This window comes from Mycobacterium sp. 852014-52144_SCH5372336, from assembly GCF_001665615.1.
GTDB lineage: Bacteria > Actinomycetota > Actinomycetes > Mycobacteriales > Mycobacteriaceae > Mycobacterium > Mycobacterium neumannii_A.
Map to the genome: position 1 here is coordinate 25,753 of NZ_LZSW01000067.1, position 18,088 is coordinate 43,840.

18 protein-coding genes are annotated in these 18,088 nt (G+C 68.2%); 12 read left to right on the forward strand and 6 right to left on the reverse strand.

The features are described from left to right. The first annotated feature begins 183 nt into the window (after positions 1–183). Complete coding sequence (locus A5759_RS24910) at positions 184–792, forward strand: TetR/AcrR family transcriptional regulator (RefSeq protein ID WP_156617022.1); 609 nt, start codon at positions 184–186, stop codon at positions 790–792. A gap of 8 nt (positions 793–800) precedes the next feature. Here the strand turns inward: A5759_RS24910 and A5759_RS24915 are convergent, their stop codons facing one another. After that, complete coding sequence (locus tag A5759_RS24915) at positions 801–1,595, reverse strand: ZIP family metal transporter (RefSeq protein WP_231984738.1); 795 nt, start codon at positions 1,593–1,595, stop codon at positions 801–803. 44 nt (positions 1,596–1,639) lie between these two features. Here A5759_RS24915 and A5759_RS24920 point away from each other — a divergent pair, with 44 nt between their 5' ends. The 5 genes from A5759_RS24920 (at position 1,640) to A5759_RS24940 (ending at position 7,392) form a co-directional block, all read left to right on the forward strand. After that, a complete protein-coding gene (locus A5759_RS24920; protein WP_068202079.1) occupies positions 1,640–2,623 on the forward strand; it encodes a methylenetetrahydrofolate reductase C-terminal domain-containing protein in 984 nt (327 codons plus the stop codon). After that, the gene (locus A5759_RS24925) at positions 2,620–3,378 is read left to right on the forward strand and encodes a class I SAM-dependent methyltransferase (RefSeq protein ID WP_231984739.1); all 759 of its coding nucleotides are present in this window, start codon (positions 2,620–2,622) and stop codon (positions 3,376–3,378) included. The genes A5759_RS24920 and A5759_RS24925 overlap by 4 nt, the downstream gene beginning before the upstream one ends. 42 nt (positions 3,379–3,420) lie before the next feature. Further along, on the forward strand, positions 3,421–4,998 hold the full coding sequence (locus A5759_RS24930; RefSeq protein ID WP_068202082.1) for an FMN-binding glutamate synthase family protein: 1,578 nt from the start codon (positions 3,421–3,423) through the stop codon (positions 4,996–4,998). A gap of 137 nt (positions 4,999–5,135) precedes the next feature. Next, positions 5,136–6,494, forward strand: a complete 1,359-nt coding sequence (locus A5759_RS24935; RefSeq protein ID WP_068202083.1) for a wax ester/triacylglycerol synthase family O-acyltransferase — start codon at positions 5,136–5,138, stop codon at positions 6,492–6,494. 58 nt (positions 6,495–6,552) lie between these two features. Next, positions 6,553–7,392: an SDR family oxidoreductase gene (locus tag A5759_RS24940; RefSeq protein WP_068202086.1), complete on the forward strand. Its 840-nt coding sequence runs from the start codon at positions 6,553–6,555 to the stop codon at positions 7,390–7,392. Between the two features lie 9 nt (positions 7,393–7,401). Here the strand turns inward: A5759_RS24940 and A5759_RS24945 are convergent, their stop codons facing one another. Both A5759_RS24945 and A5759_RS24950 read right to left on the reverse strand, forming a co-directional pair. Beyond that, entirely contained in the window at positions 7,402–8,652 is a 1,251-nt protein-coding gene (locus tag A5759_RS24945) for an MFS transporter (protein ID WP_068202088.1), read from the reverse strand. Continuing rightward, the gene (locus A5759_RS24950; RefSeq protein ID WP_068202178.1) at positions 8,649–9,131 is read right to left on the reverse strand and encodes a MarR family winged helix-turn-helix transcriptional regulator; all 483 of its coding nucleotides are present in this window, start codon (positions 9,129–9,131) and stop codon (positions 8,649–8,651) included. Before A5759_RS24950 ends, A5759_RS24945 begins: the two co-directional genes overlap by 4 nt. 104 nt (positions 9,132–9,235) lie before the next feature. On the opposite strand from A5759_RS24950, the gene A5759_RS24955 reads away from it, so the two are divergent. Then, positions 9,236–10,300 (forward strand): low specificity L-threonine aldolase, encoded by a 1,065-nt coding sequence (locus tag A5759_RS24955; protein WP_068202089.1) that lies wholly within the window; start codon positions 9,236–9,238, stop codon positions 10,298–10,300. Positions 10,301–10,366: 66 nt separating this feature from the next. Then, complete coding sequence (locus A5759_RS24960) at positions 10,367–11,224, forward strand: acyl-CoA thioesterase II (RefSeq protein WP_066846362.1); 858 nt, start codon at positions 10,367–10,369, stop codon at positions 11,222–11,224. A 44-nt stretch (positions 11,225–11,268) separates the two neighbouring features. On the opposite strand, the gene A5759_RS24965 is transcribed toward A5759_RS24960, so the two are convergent. Genes A5759_RS24965 through A5759_RS24975 form a run of 3 tightly spaced genes read right to left on the reverse strand, consistent with a single transcriptional unit; the run spans position 11,269 to position 13,665 of the window. Beyond that, positions 11,269–12,162 carry a sucrase ferredoxin gene (locus tag A5759_RS24965; protein WP_068202091.1) on the reverse strand — a complete coding sequence of 298 codons (894 nt, stop codon included), beginning with the start codon at positions 12,160–12,162 and terminating at the stop codon, positions 11,269–11,271. Further along, positions 12,159–13,403: a cupin domain-containing protein gene (locus tag A5759_RS24970; RefSeq protein ID WP_068202180.1), complete on the reverse strand. Its 1,245-nt coding sequence runs from the start codon at positions 13,401–13,403 to the stop codon at positions 12,159–12,161. The genes A5759_RS24965 and A5759_RS24970 overlap by 4 nt, the downstream gene beginning before the upstream one ends. A 13-nt stretch (positions 13,404–13,416) precedes the next feature. Next, positions 13,417–13,665, reverse strand: a complete 249-nt coding sequence (locus A5759_RS24975; protein ID WP_066846371.1) for a BatC protein — start codon at positions 13,663–13,665, stop codon at positions 13,417–13,419. Between the two features lie 84 nt (positions 13,666–13,749). Between A5759_RS24975 and A5759_RS24980 the strand changes: the two genes are divergently transcribed. The 4 genes from A5759_RS24980 to A5759_RS24995 all read left to right on the forward strand — a co-directional run bounded on the left by A5759_RS24980 (position 13,750) and on the right by A5759_RS24995 (position 18,062). Then, on the forward strand, positions 13,750–14,469 hold the full coding sequence (locus A5759_RS24980) for a CoA pyrophosphatase (RefSeq protein WP_068202093.1): 720 nt from the start codon (positions 13,750–13,752) through the stop codon (positions 14,467–14,469). Between the two features lie 94 nt (positions 14,470–14,563). Then, positions 14,564–15,736: an acyl-CoA dehydrogenase family protein gene (locus A5759_RS24985; RefSeq protein WP_068202095.1), complete on the forward strand. Its 1,173-nt coding sequence runs from the start codon at positions 14,564–14,566 to the stop codon at positions 15,734–15,736. A 7-nt stretch (positions 15,737–15,743) separates the two neighbouring features. Further along, complete coding sequence (locus A5759_RS24990; protein ID WP_068202097.1) at positions 15,744–16,835, forward strand: acyl-CoA dehydrogenase family protein; 1,092 nt, start codon at positions 15,744–15,746, stop codon at positions 16,833–16,835. A 69-nt stretch (positions 16,836–16,904) separates the two neighbouring features. Next, the gene (locus A5759_RS24995) at positions 16,905–18,062 is read left to right on the forward strand and encodes a metallophosphoesterase (RefSeq protein WP_068202099.1); all 1,158 of its coding nucleotides are present in this window, start codon (positions 16,905–16,907) and stop codon (positions 18,060–18,062) included. Positions 18,063–18,088 lie beyond the last annotated feature (26 nt).

Consider the following 18,088-nt stretch of genomic DNA (forward strand, 5'->3'; position numbering starts at 1 on the left):
TGGAGTGGAATACTCCACTGCCCGTCGCGAGTTGTCGGCGAAAAGCATTGGTTTAAGCCGGTGTTCTTGCAGGACCGTATCGGTTCCGGGTCCGGATTGGAACCCTAAAATCTGATTTGAGTCAGTTTATTTTCGGCGGCGCTTGTAGAGTCGTCGCAAGCGGAGCCCACGGGAACGGAACGGATGTCAGTGCTCAAACCGGAGAAGACCGAGCGCGGCAGGAAGGGGCTCCAGACGCGTGAGCGCCTGCTCGGTGCAGCGATCGCCGAGTTCAAGCGCGGGGGTATCGCGGTTGCTGACATCGGTGCCATCGTCTCGGCGGCAGGTGTCGCTCACGGCACCTTCTTCTTCCACTTCCCGACCAAGGAACACGTCCTCCTCGAGTTGGAACGACGCGAACAGGAGCGCATGGCCGCGGAGCTGGCGCGGTACTACCGACGGCCCCACGATGTGCGGGCGACCCTGGCCAAAGCGGTCACCGTGCTTGAGGCGCTCGAACGCAGGCTCGGCGCACGCTTGTTCAAGGACTTTCTGGCCCTGCACTTCTCCACCACCCGGGCCCCGTCCGAGGAATGGACCGTGCATCCGGTCATCGTCGCCGTCGTCGAGGAACTGCGCCGCGCACAAGACCGCGGTGAGATTCGCGGCGACGTCGATGTGACGCTGAACGGGATCTCGTTCCTGGTCGGCCTCTACGCATTGCTCATCACGATGCCCGAGGCTCAGAAGATCCGCCGTCCCGTCATCGACGAGTACCTCACCACGTACATGTACGGGTTGCGGGCGGTGTGAGGGGCACGTCAGCCGGCGAGCACGAAGGACAGGAAGAACCCGCCGGCGGTCGCAAACGCGTTGAGCGGGCGGCCGTGTTCGAACGCCTCCGGCATGAGGGTGTCGGCGAGTGACGCCAGGACCGCGCCGCCGGCGAAGGACAATGCGACCGCCAGCAGGGTGTCGTCCAATCCCGAAGCGACCGTACGACCCAGCACCACGGCAGCGGCCAGCAACACCGCGCACAGCGACCACGTCAGAACGACGGCGCGGGCGCTGGTTCCCGACTCGCGCATCGCGACCGCGCCGACGAGGGACTCCGGCAGGTTCGAGAAGAAGATCGCCACCAGCAGCGACAGCGACACACCGCCGACGAGCGAGACACCGAGCGCGAGGTTCTCCGGCACACCGTCCAACGTCACCGCCGCCAACAACGCGAACCCGACCCCGCCGCGCGCTCCCGAGGTGGCGACTTCCCGGGTGTCGGGCCCGGACTTCCCGCTGATGTATCTGTCCAGCGCGGTGTCGACAGCGACGAACGTGGCCGCGCCCGCGAGCAGGCCGAGACCCGAACGCAGCGCACCGCCCATGTGGTAGGCCTCTTCGAACAGTTCGAACGCCAGCGCCGAGATGAGCGCCCCGCTCGCGAAGGCGAGCAGCACACCCGTCACCCGTTTCGGCGGGCTCCATTTCGCTCCCACCAGTGAGCCGATGACGAGGGAGCTGGATGCGGCCAGGCCGAACCACACTGCGGTCAGCACGGCGGGTTGATGCCCCGACCTGTCGGTTCTCAAACCGGCGCGCACCGCCGTGGCGATTGCCACGGGCACGCGGTGGGTATCTGAGCTCAGCGTCGAAGGGGAGACACGTGACATCGCCACCAGTGCTGGGCTGTCCCAAACGGATGGAGTTCGGTCCGTGTGGTGGTGTGCGCCCCGACGGCCAGTGCGAGATGCGCGCGGGTCCGTGCACATTCGCCGACGTGGTGCCGTGGTCGGGGCCGCGACACGAACCCCGGCCGGTCAATCCACCCCTGGTGCTCACCGACTTCAGCAACGCCGCATTCGATGCGCAGGACGTCGCGGCAACCGCCGGTCTTCTTGCACCGTCGTGTGACGCCGTTCTGGTCGGTGAGCATCAGAACAAACCGGACTTCCCGCCCACGCTGATGGGCAGCCTGCTGCTCGACGCCGGTGTGGCGCCGTGGATCACGCTGTCGTGCCGCGACCGCAACCGGGTGGTCCTCGAGCAGGAACTGCGCGGGTTACTCAGTATCGGCGTCGACACCGCGTTGTGCGTGACGGGTGACGGTCGGGGCTATGACGTCCGCCCCGACGTGACGCAGACCTTCGACCTGGACGGGCCGCGCCTGGTCGAGCTCGCGGCGTCGATCGGCATGGTCGCCGCGGTACCCGAGACGCCGACGGCGCCGCCGGTACATGGACGGCCCGCCCGTCTGGTGGAAAAGCAGCGCGCCGGAGCCAGTTTGGCGGTTCTCAACCACGTGCCGTTCCCGGCCATGATCGCCGACTTCATGCAGTCCGCCCGCGCCGCGGGCCTGTCCATCCCGGTGATCGCGGCGGTCGCGGTGTTCACCGACAGCGTGTCCGCGGCCGTCCTGCAGGGGCTGCCCGGGCTCGAGCTCGACCCGTCGGTGACCGAATACGTCCTGGGCGCCGCAGATCCGGTGGCGGCGGGAATCGAGGCGGCGGTCGCCGAGGCGGAAGCGTTGTTGTCGATCGACGGCGTCGAAGGCGTGAACGTCTCCGGGCTGGCGTCGGCATCCGGTGCCCGCGTCGGCGCCGAGATCAAGGCCGAAGTGGGGCGCCGCATCCAGGAGGTGGCAGCGTGAGTGAGGCGATGGAGGCCGAGTTCGACACGGTCGCCGAGTGGACGGCGCAGGTGGCCGCGGATCTGGGACCGGATTACCACATCCCCGCGGCGTGCCGGGGAAGCGGAAGCCCGGCCGCACTGGATTGGCTGATCGAGCGGATGGGGCTGGCGGCGGGCGACACGCTGCTGGACTGCGGTGCGGGTGTCGGCGGCCCGGCCGCGTACGCGGCGCAGGCGCGCTCGGTGCGACCGGTGCTCGTCGAGCCCGAAACCGGGGCATGCCGGGCGGCGCGCAGGTTGTTCGACCACCCGGTGCTCTGTGGGCTCGGCTCTGCGCTGCCGATCGCCGACTCGCGTTTCGACGCGGCGTGGTCGCTGGGCGTCCTGTGCACCACGCCGGATCAGCTCACGCTACTGAACGAGTTACGCCGCACGGTGCGACCCGGCGGGAGCGTCGGGCTGCTGGCGTTCGTGGCGCATCGCGCAATCCCTGGCGATCGACTTCCGGACAATCACTTCCCCACACCGGAGCGTCTCGACGAGCTCATCGGGCAAGCTTCCTTCGTCGTGGAGGAACGGCTGTGCACCGCCGATCTGCCCGACATTCCAGCGGTGTGGACCGAACGCGCCGAGAAGGTGGAGATCACGCTGTCCGAACGCCACGGCCGCAAGCGGGCGTGGCGGCTGGCCGAAGAGCAGAGCGGCGACATCGGGGCGCTACTCGAAAACGGAACGCTGACCGGCGAACTCCTGATCCTGCGTCACGCGCGGTGACGGGCGGGTTTCGGTCCGTGGCTGTCCGGAAACCCTGACCCCATGGGCCGCACCGTACGTGGTCTCGCCGCCGCGGCAGCCTCGACGATGGGCGCCGTGGCCGTGCGTGATCTGTTTCAGCGAAGGCACGCGCTACTGCGAAACTTTCCCGTCGTCGGGCATGCGAGGTACTTACTCGAAGCCATCGGCCCGGAGCTGCGGCAGTACATCGTCGCGGCCAACGACGAGGAACGGCCCTTCACTCGCGACCAGCGACGGTGGGTGTACGCGTCGGCCAAGAAACAGAACAACTACTTCGGCTTCGGCACCGACAACGACCTGGAGTACACCTCCGGCTATCCGGTGATCAAACATCGCACGTTCGCCAAGACCGTCCCACCGTCGTCACCGGGCACCAGCCGCGAGATACAGGTGCCGTGCGCCAAGGTGATCGGGGCGGCCCGCGACCGACCCGGCGCGTTCCGGCCGAATTCGGTGGTCAACATCTCCGCGATGAGCTTCGGATCGCTGTCGGCCAATGCCGTCGAGGCGCTCAACAAGGGGGCCGCACTGGCCGACTGTCTCCACAACACCGGCGAGGGCGGCATCTCGCGCTACCACCGCCACGGCGGGGAACTGATCTTCCAGATCGGCACCGCCTACTTCGGGTGCCGGGACGCCGACGGTCGCTTCGATCTGGCCAAGCTCAAAGACGTGGTGGCGGGTGCGCCGGTGCGGGCGCTGGAGATCAAACTCAGCCAAGGGGCCAAGCCGACTCTGGGAGGTTTGCTGCCCGCACCGAAGGTCTCCGCCGAGATCGCCGCCGCTCGTGGAATCCCCGAGGGTCGCGACTGCGTGAGCCCATCGCGGCACGCAGAGTTCTCCGACGTCGACAGCCTTCTGGACTGGGTGGAACTGCTGGCCGCCGAGACGGGCCTGCCGGTGGGGATCAAGTCGGCCGTCGGTGATCTCGAGTTCTGGTGCGATCTGGCCGATCTCATGCGAGACACCGGCCGCGGCGTCGACTTCATATCCATCGATGGCGGTGAGGGTGGCACCGGCGCGGCACCGCTGATCTTCACCGACACCGTGTCGCTGCCCTTCCAACTCGGCTTCGCGCGGACGTACCGGATCTTCGCCGAGCGGGACCTGCACGAGGATGTGGTCTTCATCGGCGCGGGCAAGCTCGGACTGCCGGACAACGCCATCGTCGGCTTCGCGCTCGGCTGCGATCTGGTTTACGTCGCGCGCGAGGCGATGCTCGCGATCGGGTGCATCCAGGCGCTGAAATGCCACACCGACACCTGCCCGACCGGAGTCGCCACCCAGAACGCATGGTTGGCCCGTGGCCTGGTGCCCGACGTCAAGGCCGAGCGGGTCGCCAACTACGTCAGGACACTGCGCCGCGACCTGGTCAAGGTGGCCGAGGCGTGCGGCGTAGAACATCCTGGATTGATCACCACCGAAGACGTCGACATCCTCGACACCCGCACCGATTCCACGCCGCTGCACGAGGTGTACGGCTACACACCGGACATGGGTATGCCGTCGGAAGCCGACCGCAAAGAGATCGTCCGATTGATGACGCACGTCGGGCCCGAGGGGCATTCCGCGCCACCTTCGTCGTCCGCCGTCGGATGACCTGGCGCGGTCGTCCCGTGAGTGGGAGGCTGAAGCAGCGTCCTGGTCACCGGCCGCGATACACGTTTGTGCAATGACCGCGTGGGGGATGTACAGACAAGTCTTGAGCATTCTCAAGCATCGAAGCCGGAGGCCGCATGCAACCGATATCACCCACGGACCTGATCTTTCTGCTCGGCGAATCCCGGGAACACCCAATGCATGTCGGCGGTCTAACGCTGTACGTGCCACCGGCCGGGGCCGGCCCCGACTTCCTGCGGGATCTTTACGACACCCTGGTGGAGCAGACCGATGTGCAGCCGACCTTCCGCAAACATCCGGCGTTCTTCGGCGGGCTCACCAACCTGGTGTGGTCCTCCGACAAGGACATCGATCTCGAATACCATCTGCGCCGCTCGGCGCTCCCGGCGCCGGGCCGGGTGCGTGAGCTACTCGAGCTGGTCTCGAGATTGCACGGCACGCTGCTCGACCGCCACCGCCCGTTGTGGGAGGCGCACCTGATCGAGGGGCTGACCGACGGACGCTTCGCGGTTTACACGAAGTTTCACCACTCGCTGATCGACGGCGTATCGGCAATGAAGCTGGTGCAGCGGACGCTTTCCACCGATCCGGGTGACACGTCGATTCAGGCACCGTGGAGCTTGCCGCCACGGCGCCGGTCGGGCCCGAAATCCGGTCCGTCACTGCTGCAGACGGTGAGCGAGGCCGCGAGCTCGGTCGCCGGTCTCGCACCGACCACGTTGTCGCTGGCGCGAGCCGCCCTCATCGAGCAGGAGCTCACCCTTCCGTTCCGCGCACCGAAGACGATGCTCAACGTCCGCATCGGCGGGGCGCGGCGGGTCGCGGCCCAGTCGTGGGCGTTGGAGCGCATCCAGAAGGTCAAAAGCGCTGCGGGCGTGACCGTCAACGACGTCGTGCTGGCCATGTGTGCGGGGGCGCTGCGGGAGTATCTGGCCGACGAAGACGCGTTGCCGGACACGCCGCTGGTCGCGATGGTTCCTGTGAATCTGCGCACCGAGAAGGACGCCGAGGGCGGTGGGAACCTGGTGGGCGCAATCCTGTGCAATCTCGCCACCGATCTCGAGGATCCCGTGCAGCGACTGGAAGCGATCGCCACGTCGATGCGCGACAACAAGAAAGTCTTCTCCGAACTGCCGCGTGTTCAGCAGTTGGCTTTGTCGGCGTTGTTGGTGGGCGGGCTGGCGCTCGGATTGCTGCCGGGCTTCGTCTCCACCTCGCCACCGCCGTTCAACATCGTGATCTCCAACGTGCCCGGCGCCAGGCAGCCGATGTACTGGAACGGCGCCCGACTCGACGGCAACTACCCCTTCTCGATTCCGCTCGACGGGCAGGCGCTCAACATCACGTTGGCCAACAATGCCGACAACCTCGACTTCGGGTTGGTCGGCGATCGGAGGAGCGTGCCGTCGCTTCAGCGGCTACTCGGCCACCTCGAGACGTCGCTGAAGGATCTGGAGCGCGCGGTCGGCGTCTAACGGACGGACGGCCCACCCGTCGGGCATCCCGTCGCGCTTTCGGTATAGCGTTCCCGCTATGAGTCGAGTGTCGATCATCACCGGTGGCGCCGGTGGCATGGGCCAGGCGACGGCCCGCATCCTCGAACATGACCACGCCCTGGTCCTGTGCGACGTCAGGAAGGACCGGCTCGACACCGCGGCCGCGGAGTTGGCCGACGCGGGCATCACCGTCACCGCCGTGCACTGTGATGTCACCGACGGGGCGGCGGTCGATCGGCTCTTCGAGACGGCGACCGGCGTGGGGACGATCGCCTCGGTGGTTCACACCGCGGGCGTGAGCCCCAGCATGGGTGACGCCGAATATGTGATGCGCACCAACGCGATCGGCACGGTCAACGTCAACGAGGCGTTCTTCGAGGCGGCCTCCGAGGGCGCCGCGATCGTCAACGTCGCATCCATGGCCGCGCACCTGCTGCCCGACGAGATGATCCCCAAGAACAAGTTCCCGCAAGCGATGGCCGATCAGGACGCGTTCATGGCCGACATGCTGGCCGCATGCGACATCGCCGGGCCGGAGGCGCGTTCGGGCATTGCCTACGCCGTCAGCAAGAGCTTCGTGCGGTGGTACAGCTCGTCACAGGCCGAACGGTTCAACGGCAAGGGCCTGCGCATCGTCTCGGTCTCCCCGGGATCCGTCGACACCGAGATGGGCAGGCTGGAGGAGCAGGCAGGCGCAGGCGCGATGGTCACCGACGCCGCCGTCCCGCGGTGGGGCACACCGCAGGAGATGGCCGAGCTGTTCGCGTTCTGCGTCAGTCCCAAGGCGGGCTACCTCACCGGCACCGACATCCTCAACGACGGTGGAGTGGTCGCCTCCATGACGGAACGGGCGCGCAAGGCCGCCGAAAGCGCCTGAGGCGCAACGCTAAACGTGTGACGGTAGCGGGCCAGCCAGTTTGGCCGGGCGGCACCACAGGGCGGCCGTCGCGCAGAACACCATTGCCACCGCGAAGGCCACCTGCACGTTGAACACGTCGGCCGCGCCGCCGAGCACGGCCGCGGCGATGGGACGTGAACCCAGGAAGCCGACCAGCCAGAGCGCCATGATGCGCCCGCGCAACGGCTCGGGGGCCCGCTCCTGCACGACGGTGCTCAGCCCGGTCATCGCCCAACCGAAACCCAGTCCGGCAAGGACGAACCCCGCGATGGCCACCGCGGTCACCGGCGCGGCCGCGAGCACCGCACACCCGAACCCGAGCCCTGCCAGCCCGATCGCCGACACGTTCTGCGACGCGATCCGGCCGCGCAGCAACGCCAAGGTCGCCATGCCGACCGCCGCGCCGACGCCGAACACCGCGGACAGCGTTCCGACCAGGCTGGCGCCGCCGCCCAGTTCGTCGGCCAACGACGGGGTCAGTGTGATCGACGAGTCGGACGCCAGGCCGACGGTGGTCACCGCAAGCAGCGCCAGCAACAGCGGGCGATCCCGCCACACGTATCGCAGCGCCACGCGCACGCGGTAATCGGTGTCGGCGAGCCGCGTCGGCGGTGCGGGAAACCGCACGGCGAGAAGGAACAACGCGAACACGAGATGCAGAACCGCGCTGACCGCGAACGCGGCTCCGGCCCCCAGATGCGCGGCGATGTACGCGCCCGCCGCGGGGCCGACGATGCGCCCGATGGTCATGGGGAAGCTGTTGAGCGCCATGGCCGTCGACAGTTCACCGTCGCGGATGAGGTTCGGCACGATCGACTGCATCGCCGGTCCGCCCACCACGAAGCCGAACCCGACCAGCAAGGTGCCCAGGAGCACGGGAACGGCATCGGAGATGTCGTGTCCTGCGGGGTCGGCGAACAACCACACCGCCGTGAATCCGGAACCGGCCACACACAACACCCGGCCGAGCAGGATCTGCCGCGCGGGGTTGCCGGTGTCGGCCCACTTGCCGCTCATGGGGCTGAGGATCAGCTGGGGCGCGAACTGGACGACGCCGACCAACCCCACCATGAGGGCTGACCGCGTCGCGTCGAACATCACAATCGCGGCGACGATGCCGTGCGTCCAGACCGCCACGACCGAGAAGATCTTTCCCCAGAACAACGCGCCGAACACCGGATCGAACATCAACCCGAGCGCACCGCGTTCCTGCGGCGGGGCGGTGGCTTCGGCGGTCATCGGGCCGACGCCCCTTCGAACCGTTCGGCCAACCGGTCGAGAAGATCGACCAGGGTGTCGACGCTGGCGTCGGGCCAGTCCTCGATCATCTCGGCGACCAGTTCACGCCTGCGGTCGGTCACCGTCTGTGAGGCCTCGTGCCCGGCTTCGGTCAGCACGAGCATGCAGCGGCGCTGATCGTCCGCGGCGAACGTCTTGGTCACCAGGCCTGCGGCGACGACGGCGGCCACCGACCGGCTCGCGGTGGAGTGGTCGACGGCAAGGAAGTCGGCGACATCGCGGATGGAGGCGCCGCCGGAAACCTGCTGGCACTGCTCGACCGCGCGCAGCACCCGCAGGGTCGACGCGCTGGTCACGGGGCCTGCGCCGTCGAGAAGACGATCCCGCCAACCCGGCCGTTGCCGGGCGACCGCGATGCGGGTCAGCAGTTCGTCGAGTTGGTCGTATCGTGACGGCGCCACTAAGTATGCATAGCACATACATATATCTGCGGCGAAATCGAGGCCGGCGACGATCATCACGTGCGGCCGGTAGTGGTCGCTCCGCGTGTGGGAGCCGCGTCAGGACGGTGAAAGGATGAGGCGTGACGTCGCGTCTGCACGATCCCGACTGGCGAGGCTTCGCCAGCGACAACAATGCCGGTGTACATCCGGAGGTGCTCGCCGCCCTGGCCGCCGCCAACGGCGGCCACCAACCCGCATACGGGCAGGACGCGTACACCGCGCGGTTGCAGGACGTGATCGGCGAACACTTCGGCGCGGGCGCCGAGGTCTACCCGGTCTTCAACGGCACCGGCGCGAATGTGGTTGCGCTGACCAGTGTTCTCCCGCGCTGGGGCGCCGTCGTCACCGCGTCGACGGCCCACATCCACACCGACGAAGCCGGCGCGCCCGAGCGTATGACCGGGATCAAGCTGCTGACGGTGCCCACCACCGACGGCAAGCTGACCCCCCAACTCGCCGCCCGCGAGGCGTGGGGTTGGGGTGACGAGCATCGGGCCCAGCCGCTTGCGGTGAGCATCACGCAGACGACCGAGATGGGCACCGTGTACACGCCGGACGAGGTGCGGGCGGTGGCGGACTTCGCCCACGCCAACGGGATGGCGTTGCACATGGACGGGGCGCGGCTGTGGAATGCGGCAGCGGCGCTCGGCGTGCCGTTCCGGGCGTTCACCACGGATGCGGGGGTCGACGTCCTCAGCTTGGGCGGCACGAAGAACGGCCTGCTCGGCGCCGAGGCGGTGGTCGTGCTCGATACGGCCCGTGCGAGCGGGCTGAAGTATCTGCGGAAACTGACGATGCAGCTGGCGAGCAAGATGCGCTTCACTTCGGTGCAGCTGCTGACGCTGTTCGAGAACGACCTCGGCCTGCGCAGCGCCGCACACGCGAACGCGATGACGGCGCGGCTACGCTCGACCCTCGAGGCCCACATCGCCGAGGGACGGTTGCCTGGGCTCGCGTTCACCCAGGAGAGCCCGGCGAACGCGATCTTCGCGTCGCTGCCGACCGATGCGGCCGACCGCATTCGCGAGCGGGTGCGGTTCTACGACTGGGACCGCTCGCGCGGCGAGGTGCGCTGGATGACGGCGTGGGACACCACCGAGGCCGACGTCGACGAGTTCGTGGCGGCGATCCTCGCCGAGCTATGAGTTGGGTGCGGTTTGTCGCGCTGAGCGCAACGAACTGCACCGAAATCGCACTGGCATGATGCCGGGGTGACTTACCGCGTTCCGACCCTCGCCGAGATCGTCGCCACGCTCGAGGTGGACCGACGCGGCGACCGGCACTTCGTCGCGACGCAACTCGACAACCCGGCACACCACATCGTGGGCGGCCACATCGCCGGCCAGGCTCTGATGGCGGCCAGCAGGACCGCTCCCGGCCGTACGCCGCACAGCGCTCACGTCTATTACGTGCGCGCAGGCGATGCCCGCTATCCGGTCGACCTGCACGTTGACGTGGCACGCGACGGCGGAACGCTGTCGACGCGTCAGGTCACCGCGGTCCAGGACGACCAGATTCTGCTCGAGGCGCTGGTGTCGCTGAGCGCGCCCGTCGATTCACTCGACTATCACCAGCCGATTCCCGATGTACCACAACCGGATTCGCTTGCGCCGGTGCAGCAGCAACTGGCGGACTTCGCCGACGAGCACAACGGCTTCTGGGTGCGGCCGCAGCCGTTCGACCTGCGCTACATCGATGCGCCACCGCGCTTGGCGCTCGAGCTCGGCGAACCGTCGCCGCGGATGCGGATGTGGTGGCGGCCCGGTGAGCCGGTGGCCGACGACGAGGTGCTGCACAGCTGCCTGCTGGCCTACCTGTCGGGCACGACGATGGTCGAGACGGCGCTCGCCATGCGCGGTGCCACCCCGATCGGCACGTTCAACGCGCTGATCGACCACGCGCTGTGGTTCCACCGGCCGGTCGACATGTCGGATTGGGTGCTGTCCGACCAGTTTTCGCCCAGCGGTGTCGCCGGTCGCGGGCTGACCACGTCGACGATGTACAACCGGGCCGGACAGCTGGTGTGCCTGGCGACCCAGGAACTGTATTTCGGCCGGGCCGCCGCCTGAACCTCAGCGCACCGTCGAACTATCTCATCGGAGCCGGCAGCGGACTAGACCTCGTGGGGGCCCATGGAGCCGAGCGTGAAGACGCGAACCTGGCCTTCCACGCGCGCATGGCATTGCGACAGAAGGGGTTCGGACAACTCCTCGTGCAGGATGACCTCGATGGGTCCGGCGTCACCGTCGAGCAGGACCCGGATCAGGTGCTCACCGCGTTCGACGTGCAACGGATGCAGCGCGTCGATCCGGTCGTCGCCGTAGCGCTCACGGGCGAAGTACTGGGCGGCCTGCACGGCGTGCGGAAGCGATGTGCGTCCGCGCAGGAAACGGTTGTCCAACCGGCCCTCGAGGTACAGACGTACCAGCCCCGCGGCGTCGGCGGAGTCCACCCTCCCGTAACACAGCCCTTCCGGCAGGATGAGCATGGTCGCGGCGAACCGGTCACCGCCGAGATGCGAACACTCCCAAGTGAATTCCGGGTACTCCGCAGCGATCGCGCGGCATGCGCTGCGGCCGCGCACCGCACAACACTGGTCATGCTTGCCGTGTGAGCAGATCGCGATCAGCGGATCGGTCGTGATGCTCCCGTCGCTGCCGTCGAGTGCGAGCTCGAGAAGGTCACGAGGGTCGTCGACCTCTCCGTGGTGCAGTGCCTCCTCGCCGACGCCGCAGCGCGCCACATACCAGCGCCACCGCGGTGTGTCGGGTCGACGGCCGTGCTTGCGGATCGCGGCGATGCGCATACCCGCCTTCTCGGCCCGACGCACGATCGCGCGGCCGAGTTGCGGGTCAATGCTGGTCGGCGACTGCAGGAACGCCGACGGTCCCCAGGCGCCGCTCAACTCGAGCAGCAGCCACGCCGAGCCCGCCGACGCGGTGCCGTACATCGGGTCGTCGCGGGCCAGCGATTGATCGCTGCACGGGATTCTCCTGGCGACCGTCATCCGGCGTCTGCCGGCGAGTTCCGTTGAACGGGAACGACGCTGCTGACGGGAACGAGGACGCCTTCCCGCAACAATCGCCGGATGAGGACCGTTGCGTCGGCGACGTCCAAGCCGGGCGTGTCGGCCGCGTCGACGACGGCTCCCTCGTGCAGCGCACGAACGGCCGCACCACAGGTCTGCGGGAACGTGATGGTCCGGTCCGGCAGGCGCAACACGATCCGGTCGCCGGCCTGGTCGACGGTTGCGCTCAGCCCATGTCGCCACCGGACGGCCGTCTCCCCGGCTCGCTCGGATGCTGCAAGGGAGGCCAGCGGTCGCACGGCCACGGGTCGGGTCCGGTCGGCGTGACGCCGTGCCAAGTGCGCGGCAGCGCCCGCGCTCAGGGTCGCCGCATCGTCTCGTAGCGACCCGACCATTTCCGCCATGACCTTCGACACCGTCGCCATCGTCTCATCCGCATCGGCGACACCCATGGGCAGAGACCCACGGAAGGCCGCGTCGGCGGCCAACTGGTCGACGGCGGCGCGTGCCACGTCGACCGCCGTCACCGGGGAGATCCCGATGGTGAGGTGGATCGACGTCATCTGCAACGCCTGTGCCGAATGCACCCACCCGCGCGGCAGGTAGAGGGCGTCGCCCTCCTGGAGCACCGTGTCGATGACCGGTGCGTCCTGCGCCACCCGTTTCTCGATCGCCGCGCGATGCCCCGTCCACGGCTGCGAGGGCAGCGGGTGCTCGTACACCGGTTCGTGCACGATCCAGCGCTTCTGACCCGACACCTGCAGGACGAAGACGTCATGCACGTCGTAGTGCGGATCGAAACCCCGGTTCACCGGCGGGGTGATGTAGGCGTTGGCCTGCACCGGGTGGCCGAACTCGTCGACCGCCTGCCGGACGAAGTCGATGAGCGGAGGCCACAGCCGGTGCAGGCCCTGCAGCACTATCGTTGCGCCCGAGGCGAACTGACTCAGCAGCTTGGCCGAGTCGATCTGGTCGGCGATCTCCGCGCCGAAGCCGGCGGGCCCCAGATAGCAGTCCTTGGGCAGGACGTCGCCCTCTTTGGCCAGCCGGATGAACGGCGCGCGCACCCCGCGCTCGGCGATCAGTTCGTCGACCGTCTCGGGCGAGAGCAGATCGCTGAAGTCGCGGGGTAGCGCGTCGGCCCGGGTGAGCAACGGTTGACGGCCCCAGTACTCGTCGGCGAACCGTCGGGCGTCAACCGCAGCGCAGCGCCGAAGCATCATCGGTCAGGGGTCACGCGGTCCCGTCGGCGCCGCCGTCGTGTCCTTCGGGGTTGGAGCCGCCGTCGGCCGGGCCCTCACCGCCGGCTGTGCCGTCGGCGCCGCCGTCGTGTCCTTCGGGATTGGAGCCGCCATCGGCCGGGCCCTCTCCACCGGCTGTGCCGTCGGCGCCGCCGTCGTGACCTTCAGGGTTCGAACCGCCGTCAGCGGTCCCTTCGCCGCCTGCGCCCGAGGTGGTCATGTCGTCATCGTCGAGTGCCATGTCGATCCCTTCCGTAGGGGCTGTGGTCTGGAGGGAGTTGCCCCGGACGGTGCCGACGAAACCCCGCGAAACTATGGTCGAGCGGTGACGATCTCCTACGACGAGTCGCTGCGCGAGCGGATCGAAGCGAACCTGTCCGGACACGACCGTCGCGCCGTGAGCGACCCGACGAAACGCCACGCCGCGGTCGCCGTCGTGCTCGTCGACTCCGAGGTCGGCGAGGACAGAGTGGATCCTGTCGACGTCGAAGGCTGGAACGACGGGCGAGGAATGCCCGACGCTCGTCTCGACGGCCGGATGGTCGACGTCTCCGGTGGCGCCGCTTTCTTCCTGTGCCGCAGGGCATCCAGGTTGACGTCGCACGCCGCGCAGTGGGCGCTGCCCGGCGGCCGGCTGGACCCGGGTGAGACCGTGGTCGACGCCGCATTGCGCGAGCTCGACGAGGAGGTCGGTGTCAGGCTGCCGGATTCGACGGTGTTGGGTCTGCTCGACGACTACCCGACGCGGTCGGGATACGTCATCACCCCGGTGGTGATCTGGGGCGGGGGACGGCTCGACCCGCGCCCTGCGCCCGAGGAGGTCGTCGCGGTGTACCGGGTCGGCCTGCATCAGCTGCAGCGCCCCGACTCTCCGCGGTTCATCGACATCCCGGAGAGCCCACGGCCGGTCGTGCAGGTCCCGCTGGGCAACGACCTGATCCACGCGCCGACCGGCGCCGTGCTTCTGCAATTGCGCTGGCTGTGTCTGGAGGGCCGTCACGATCCGGTCGACGAACTCGAGCAACCGGTCTTCGCATGGAAGTAGGACGAGCACAATGCGGATGGAGCCACATGGATGGGCAAGCCGGGCCGAAGGCGGGTACCCGGCCGGCAACCGCACGAGAGGAACGGGGTAGACCGTGAAATTGGCGCTGAGTGACGAGGACGCGGCATTCCGCGAGGAGCTGCGACGGTTCTATACCTCCGAGATTCCCGAGGACATCCGCGAGCGGGGCAAGACCGGGCACTCGAAGTTCCCCGAGGACATGGTCACCAGCCAGCGAATCCTGCATGCCAGCGGCCTGGCCGTACCGAATTGGCCGGTCGAGTGGGGTGGCAAGGACTGGACGCCGCTGCAGCGACAGATCTGGCTCGACGAGATGCAGCTGGCCGGTGTCCCCGAACCGCTGGCGTTCAACACCAAGATGGTGGGCCCGGTGATCGCCCAGTTCGGCTCACAGGCCATGAAAGAACGCTTCCTGCCGCCGACGGCCAACATCGACATCTGGTGGTGTCAGGGCTTCTCCGAACCGGAGGCCGGCTCCGACCTCGCGTCGCTGCGGACCACGGCCGTCCGCGACGGGGACACCTACGTCGTCAACGGCCAGAAGACCTGGACGACACTCGGTCAGTACGCCGACTGGATCTTCCTGCTGGCCCGCACCAACCCGGATGCGCCCAAGCGACAGGCCGGCATCTCGTTCCTGTTGGCCGAGATGTCGACGCCGGGCATCACGCTGCGCCCGATCGAGTTGATCGACGGCAGCTACGAGGTCAACGAGGTCTTCTTCGAGGACGTGCGAATCCCGGCCGACCAACTCGTCGGCGAGGAGAACCAGGGCTGGACCTACGCCAAGTTCCTGCTCGGCAACGAGCGCACCGGCATCGCCCGCATCGGGCTGACCAAACTGTGGATGGCACAGGTGAAGGAACACGCCGCCAAGCTCGAGGTCAACGGCACACCGCTGCTCGAGGACCCGCTGTTCGCGGCGCGGGTGGCCGAGATCGAAACCGGGCTGCTCGCGTTGGAGCTCACGCAGATGCGGGTCAGCGGATCCGAGGCCGACGGTAAGCCCAACCCCGCGTCGTCGATCCTCAAGCTGCGCGGCAGCCAGCTGCAGCAGGCCGCCACCGAGCTGTTCGTCGAGGTGGCCGGGCCGGAGGCACTGCCGTTCGACGCCGGTGATATCGACGTGCCGACCTGGGCGCAGGACGCCGCGCCCCGCTACTTGAACTATCGGAAGACGTCGATCTACGGCGGTACCAACGAGGTTCAACGCAACATCATCGCTTCGACCATCCTGGGATTGTGAGCCTGCCGTGGATTTCGACCTGACCGAGGAACAGCAACTACTGCGCGACGTCACCCGCGACGTGCTGGCGGGCCGCGAAAGCGTCCGGCCCGAAGGGGAACCCGGCTGGAGCCGTCAGGTGTGGGGCCAACTGGCCGAGGTGGGCATCCTCGGGCTCGGCTTCGACCCGACGGAGGCCGGCCAGATCGAGGTGATGGTGGTGCTGACCGAGATCGGCAAACGGCTTGCGCCCGAACCGGTCGCGCAGGCTGCGATGGTGCCCGGCGCCCTGATCGCCGAGGTGGGCAGCGACCAGCAGAAGGAGATTCTCGACGCCGTGGCGACCGGCGAGACGCTGCTGGCGTTCGCGCATGCGGAGCCCGGCGCGCGGCTGCCGTCGGCTCAGCCCGCCACGCGCGCCGAACAGAGCGGTGATGCCTGGACGCTCACCGGGCGCAAGAATCCCCTTCTGGCCGGCGACACCGCCGACACGATCATCGTCACCGCCGCGCTGCCAGGCGGCGGCGTGGGGCTGTTCGTCGTTGACGGCGCGGCGGTGGATCGGGCGCCGTATCGGACGTTCGACGGCCGCGGTGGTGCACAGCTCGAGTTCGACTCCACACCCGCCGAACCTCTTGGCGGGGGCGGGGATGCGACCGAACACGTCGCGCGAACGGTCATCCGCTATCAGTCGGCGCTATGCTCGGAGGCGGTCGGAGCGATGGAGGAGGCGCTGCGGCTCACCACCGAATACCTCACCAGCCGAAAGCAATTCGGCGTTCCGCTGAGCAAGTTCCAGACGCTGACGCAACGTGCGGCAGACATGTACGTCTCGCTCGAACTCGCGCGCAGCATGAACTACTACGCCGCGATGACGATCGCCGACGGCAGGTTCGACCCGGTGATCGCCGCACGGGCCAAATTCCAGATCGGGCGCTCGGGCCGGCATATCGCGCAGGAGGCGATCCAGCTGCACGGCGGTATCGGGATGACCGCGGAGTATCCCGTAGGCCATTACGCGGCGCGACTCACGGCCATCGACAACACGTTCGGTACCACCGACGACCAGCTCCGCACGCTGATCGAGCACGTCGGCGACTACGGAACGGTCTCGCTGTAACACCTGCGATTACGGTGCGCTACCCGTCGCGAATCGATCGGTCGCGCACGAAAGCCACTGAAAGGCGCCATGTTCATCGTCATCTTGGGCACGGTGCTCGCTCTCATGCACGCCTACTTGTGGAAGCGCCTGATCAAGGACACCACCCGGCCGGGCAGGGTCCGCTGGATACTGAGCGCCGTCTTCGCCGGGTTGGCGGGGCTGCTGCTCGCGGCGCTGTTCCTGCCCCGGCTGACCAGTCCGGTCGACGCGGGCTGGTACACCTGGCCCGGCTATGTGTGGTTCGGGCTGGCCGCATACCTGCTGCTGATGCTGCTGGTGCTTGAACCCGTGCGGCTCGTGCTGCGGCGGTGGGTCCGCGGGGCGCCGGCGGCGACACCCGAGGACCCGAACGGGTTGAGCCGCCGGTTGTTCCTGGCCCGCGCGAGCGCCGTGGCCGCGGGTGCCGCGTCGGTGGGCCTGGTCGGTGTCGGTACGGCCACCGCGCTGGGACCGCCCGACGTGCTGCGGGTGCCGGTGCGGCTGCGCAACCTGGACCCGGCGTTTCGTGGGTTTCGCGTCGCGGTGGTGTCCGACATCCACCTCGGACCCCTGGCAGGCAGGGCGCACACCGCGCGGATCGTCGACATGATCAACGAGACCGCCCCTGACCTCGTCGCGATCGTCGGTGACGTCGTCGACGGCTCCGTTGCCGAACTCGGCCCGGCCGCAGCGCCTTTGGGCGATCTGACCGCCCGCGAGGGCTCCTTCTTCGTCACCGGGAACCACGAATACTTCGTCGACGACACATTGGAATGGCTCCGCGAGATGGAGCGATTGGGCATTCAACCGCTGCGCAACGAGAACACCCCGATCCGCCGTGGCGGTGCGGTTCTCAACCTGGTGGGGGTCAACGACCTTGCCGGCGAACGAGTCTCGGACGGACCGGATTTCGACCGCGCGTTGGCAGGGATATCCGCCGACGGGCCGACGGTGCTGCTTGCGCACCAGCCGGTGCTCGTCGAGGAGGCCGCAGCGCGCGGGGTCGACCTTCAGCTGTCCGGGCACACCCACGGCGGGCAGATGTGGCCGTTCCACTACGTCGTGCGCGCCGTGCAACCCGCGCTCGCGGGCCTGTCGACCGTCGAGGACACCCAGTTGTACGTGACCCGCGGCGCCGGCTACTGGGGTCCGCCGGTGCGCATCGGAGCCCCGCCGGATATCACGGTGCTGACGTTGGAGCAGTAACCCTCCTGGTACGGCCGTACCAGGAG

Excerpts from the sequence above, each read along its gene's own strand:
- A5759_RS24945 (WP_068202088.1), bottom strand. The coding sequence starts at position 8,652 with ATGACCGCCGAAGCCACCGCCCCGCCGCAGGAACGCGGTGCGCTCGGG.
- A5759_RS24975 (WP_066846371.1), bottom strand. The coding sequence starts at position 13,665 with ATGGCACTCGACGATGACGACATGACCACCTCGGGCGCAGGCGGCGAA.
- A5759_RS24910 (WP_156617022.1), top strand. The coding sequence starts at position 184 with ATGTCAGTGCTCAAACCGGAGAAGACCGAGCGCGGCAGGAAGGGGCTC.
- A5759_RS24965 (WP_068202091.1), bottom strand. The coding sequence starts at position 12,162 with ATGACGGTCGCCAGGAGAATCCCGTGCAGCGATCAATCGCTGGCCCGC.
- A5759_RS24940 (WP_068202086.1), top strand. The coding sequence starts at position 6,553 with ATGAGTCGAGTGTCGATCATCACCGGTGGCGCCGGTGGCATGGGCCAG.
- A5759_RS24935 (WP_068202083.1), top strand. The coding sequence starts at position 5,136 with ATGCAACCGATATCACCCACGGACCTGATCTTTCTGCTCGGCGAATCC.
- A5759_RS24930 (WP_068202082.1), top strand. The coding sequence starts at position 3,421 with ATGGGCCGCACCGTACGTGGTCTCGCCGCCGCGGCAGCCTCGACGATG.
- A5759_RS24950 (WP_068202178.1), bottom strand. The coding sequence starts at position 9,131 with ATGTGCTATGCATACTTAGTGGCGCCGTCACGATACGACCAACTCGAC.
- A5759_RS24970 (WP_068202180.1), bottom strand. The coding sequence starts at position 13,403 with ATGCTTCGGCGCTGCGCTGCGGTTGACGCCCGACGGTTCGCCGACGAG.
- A5759_RS24995 (WP_068202099.1), top strand. The coding sequence starts at position 16,905 with ATGTTCATCGTCATCTTGGGCACGGTGCTCGCTCTCATGCACGCCTAC.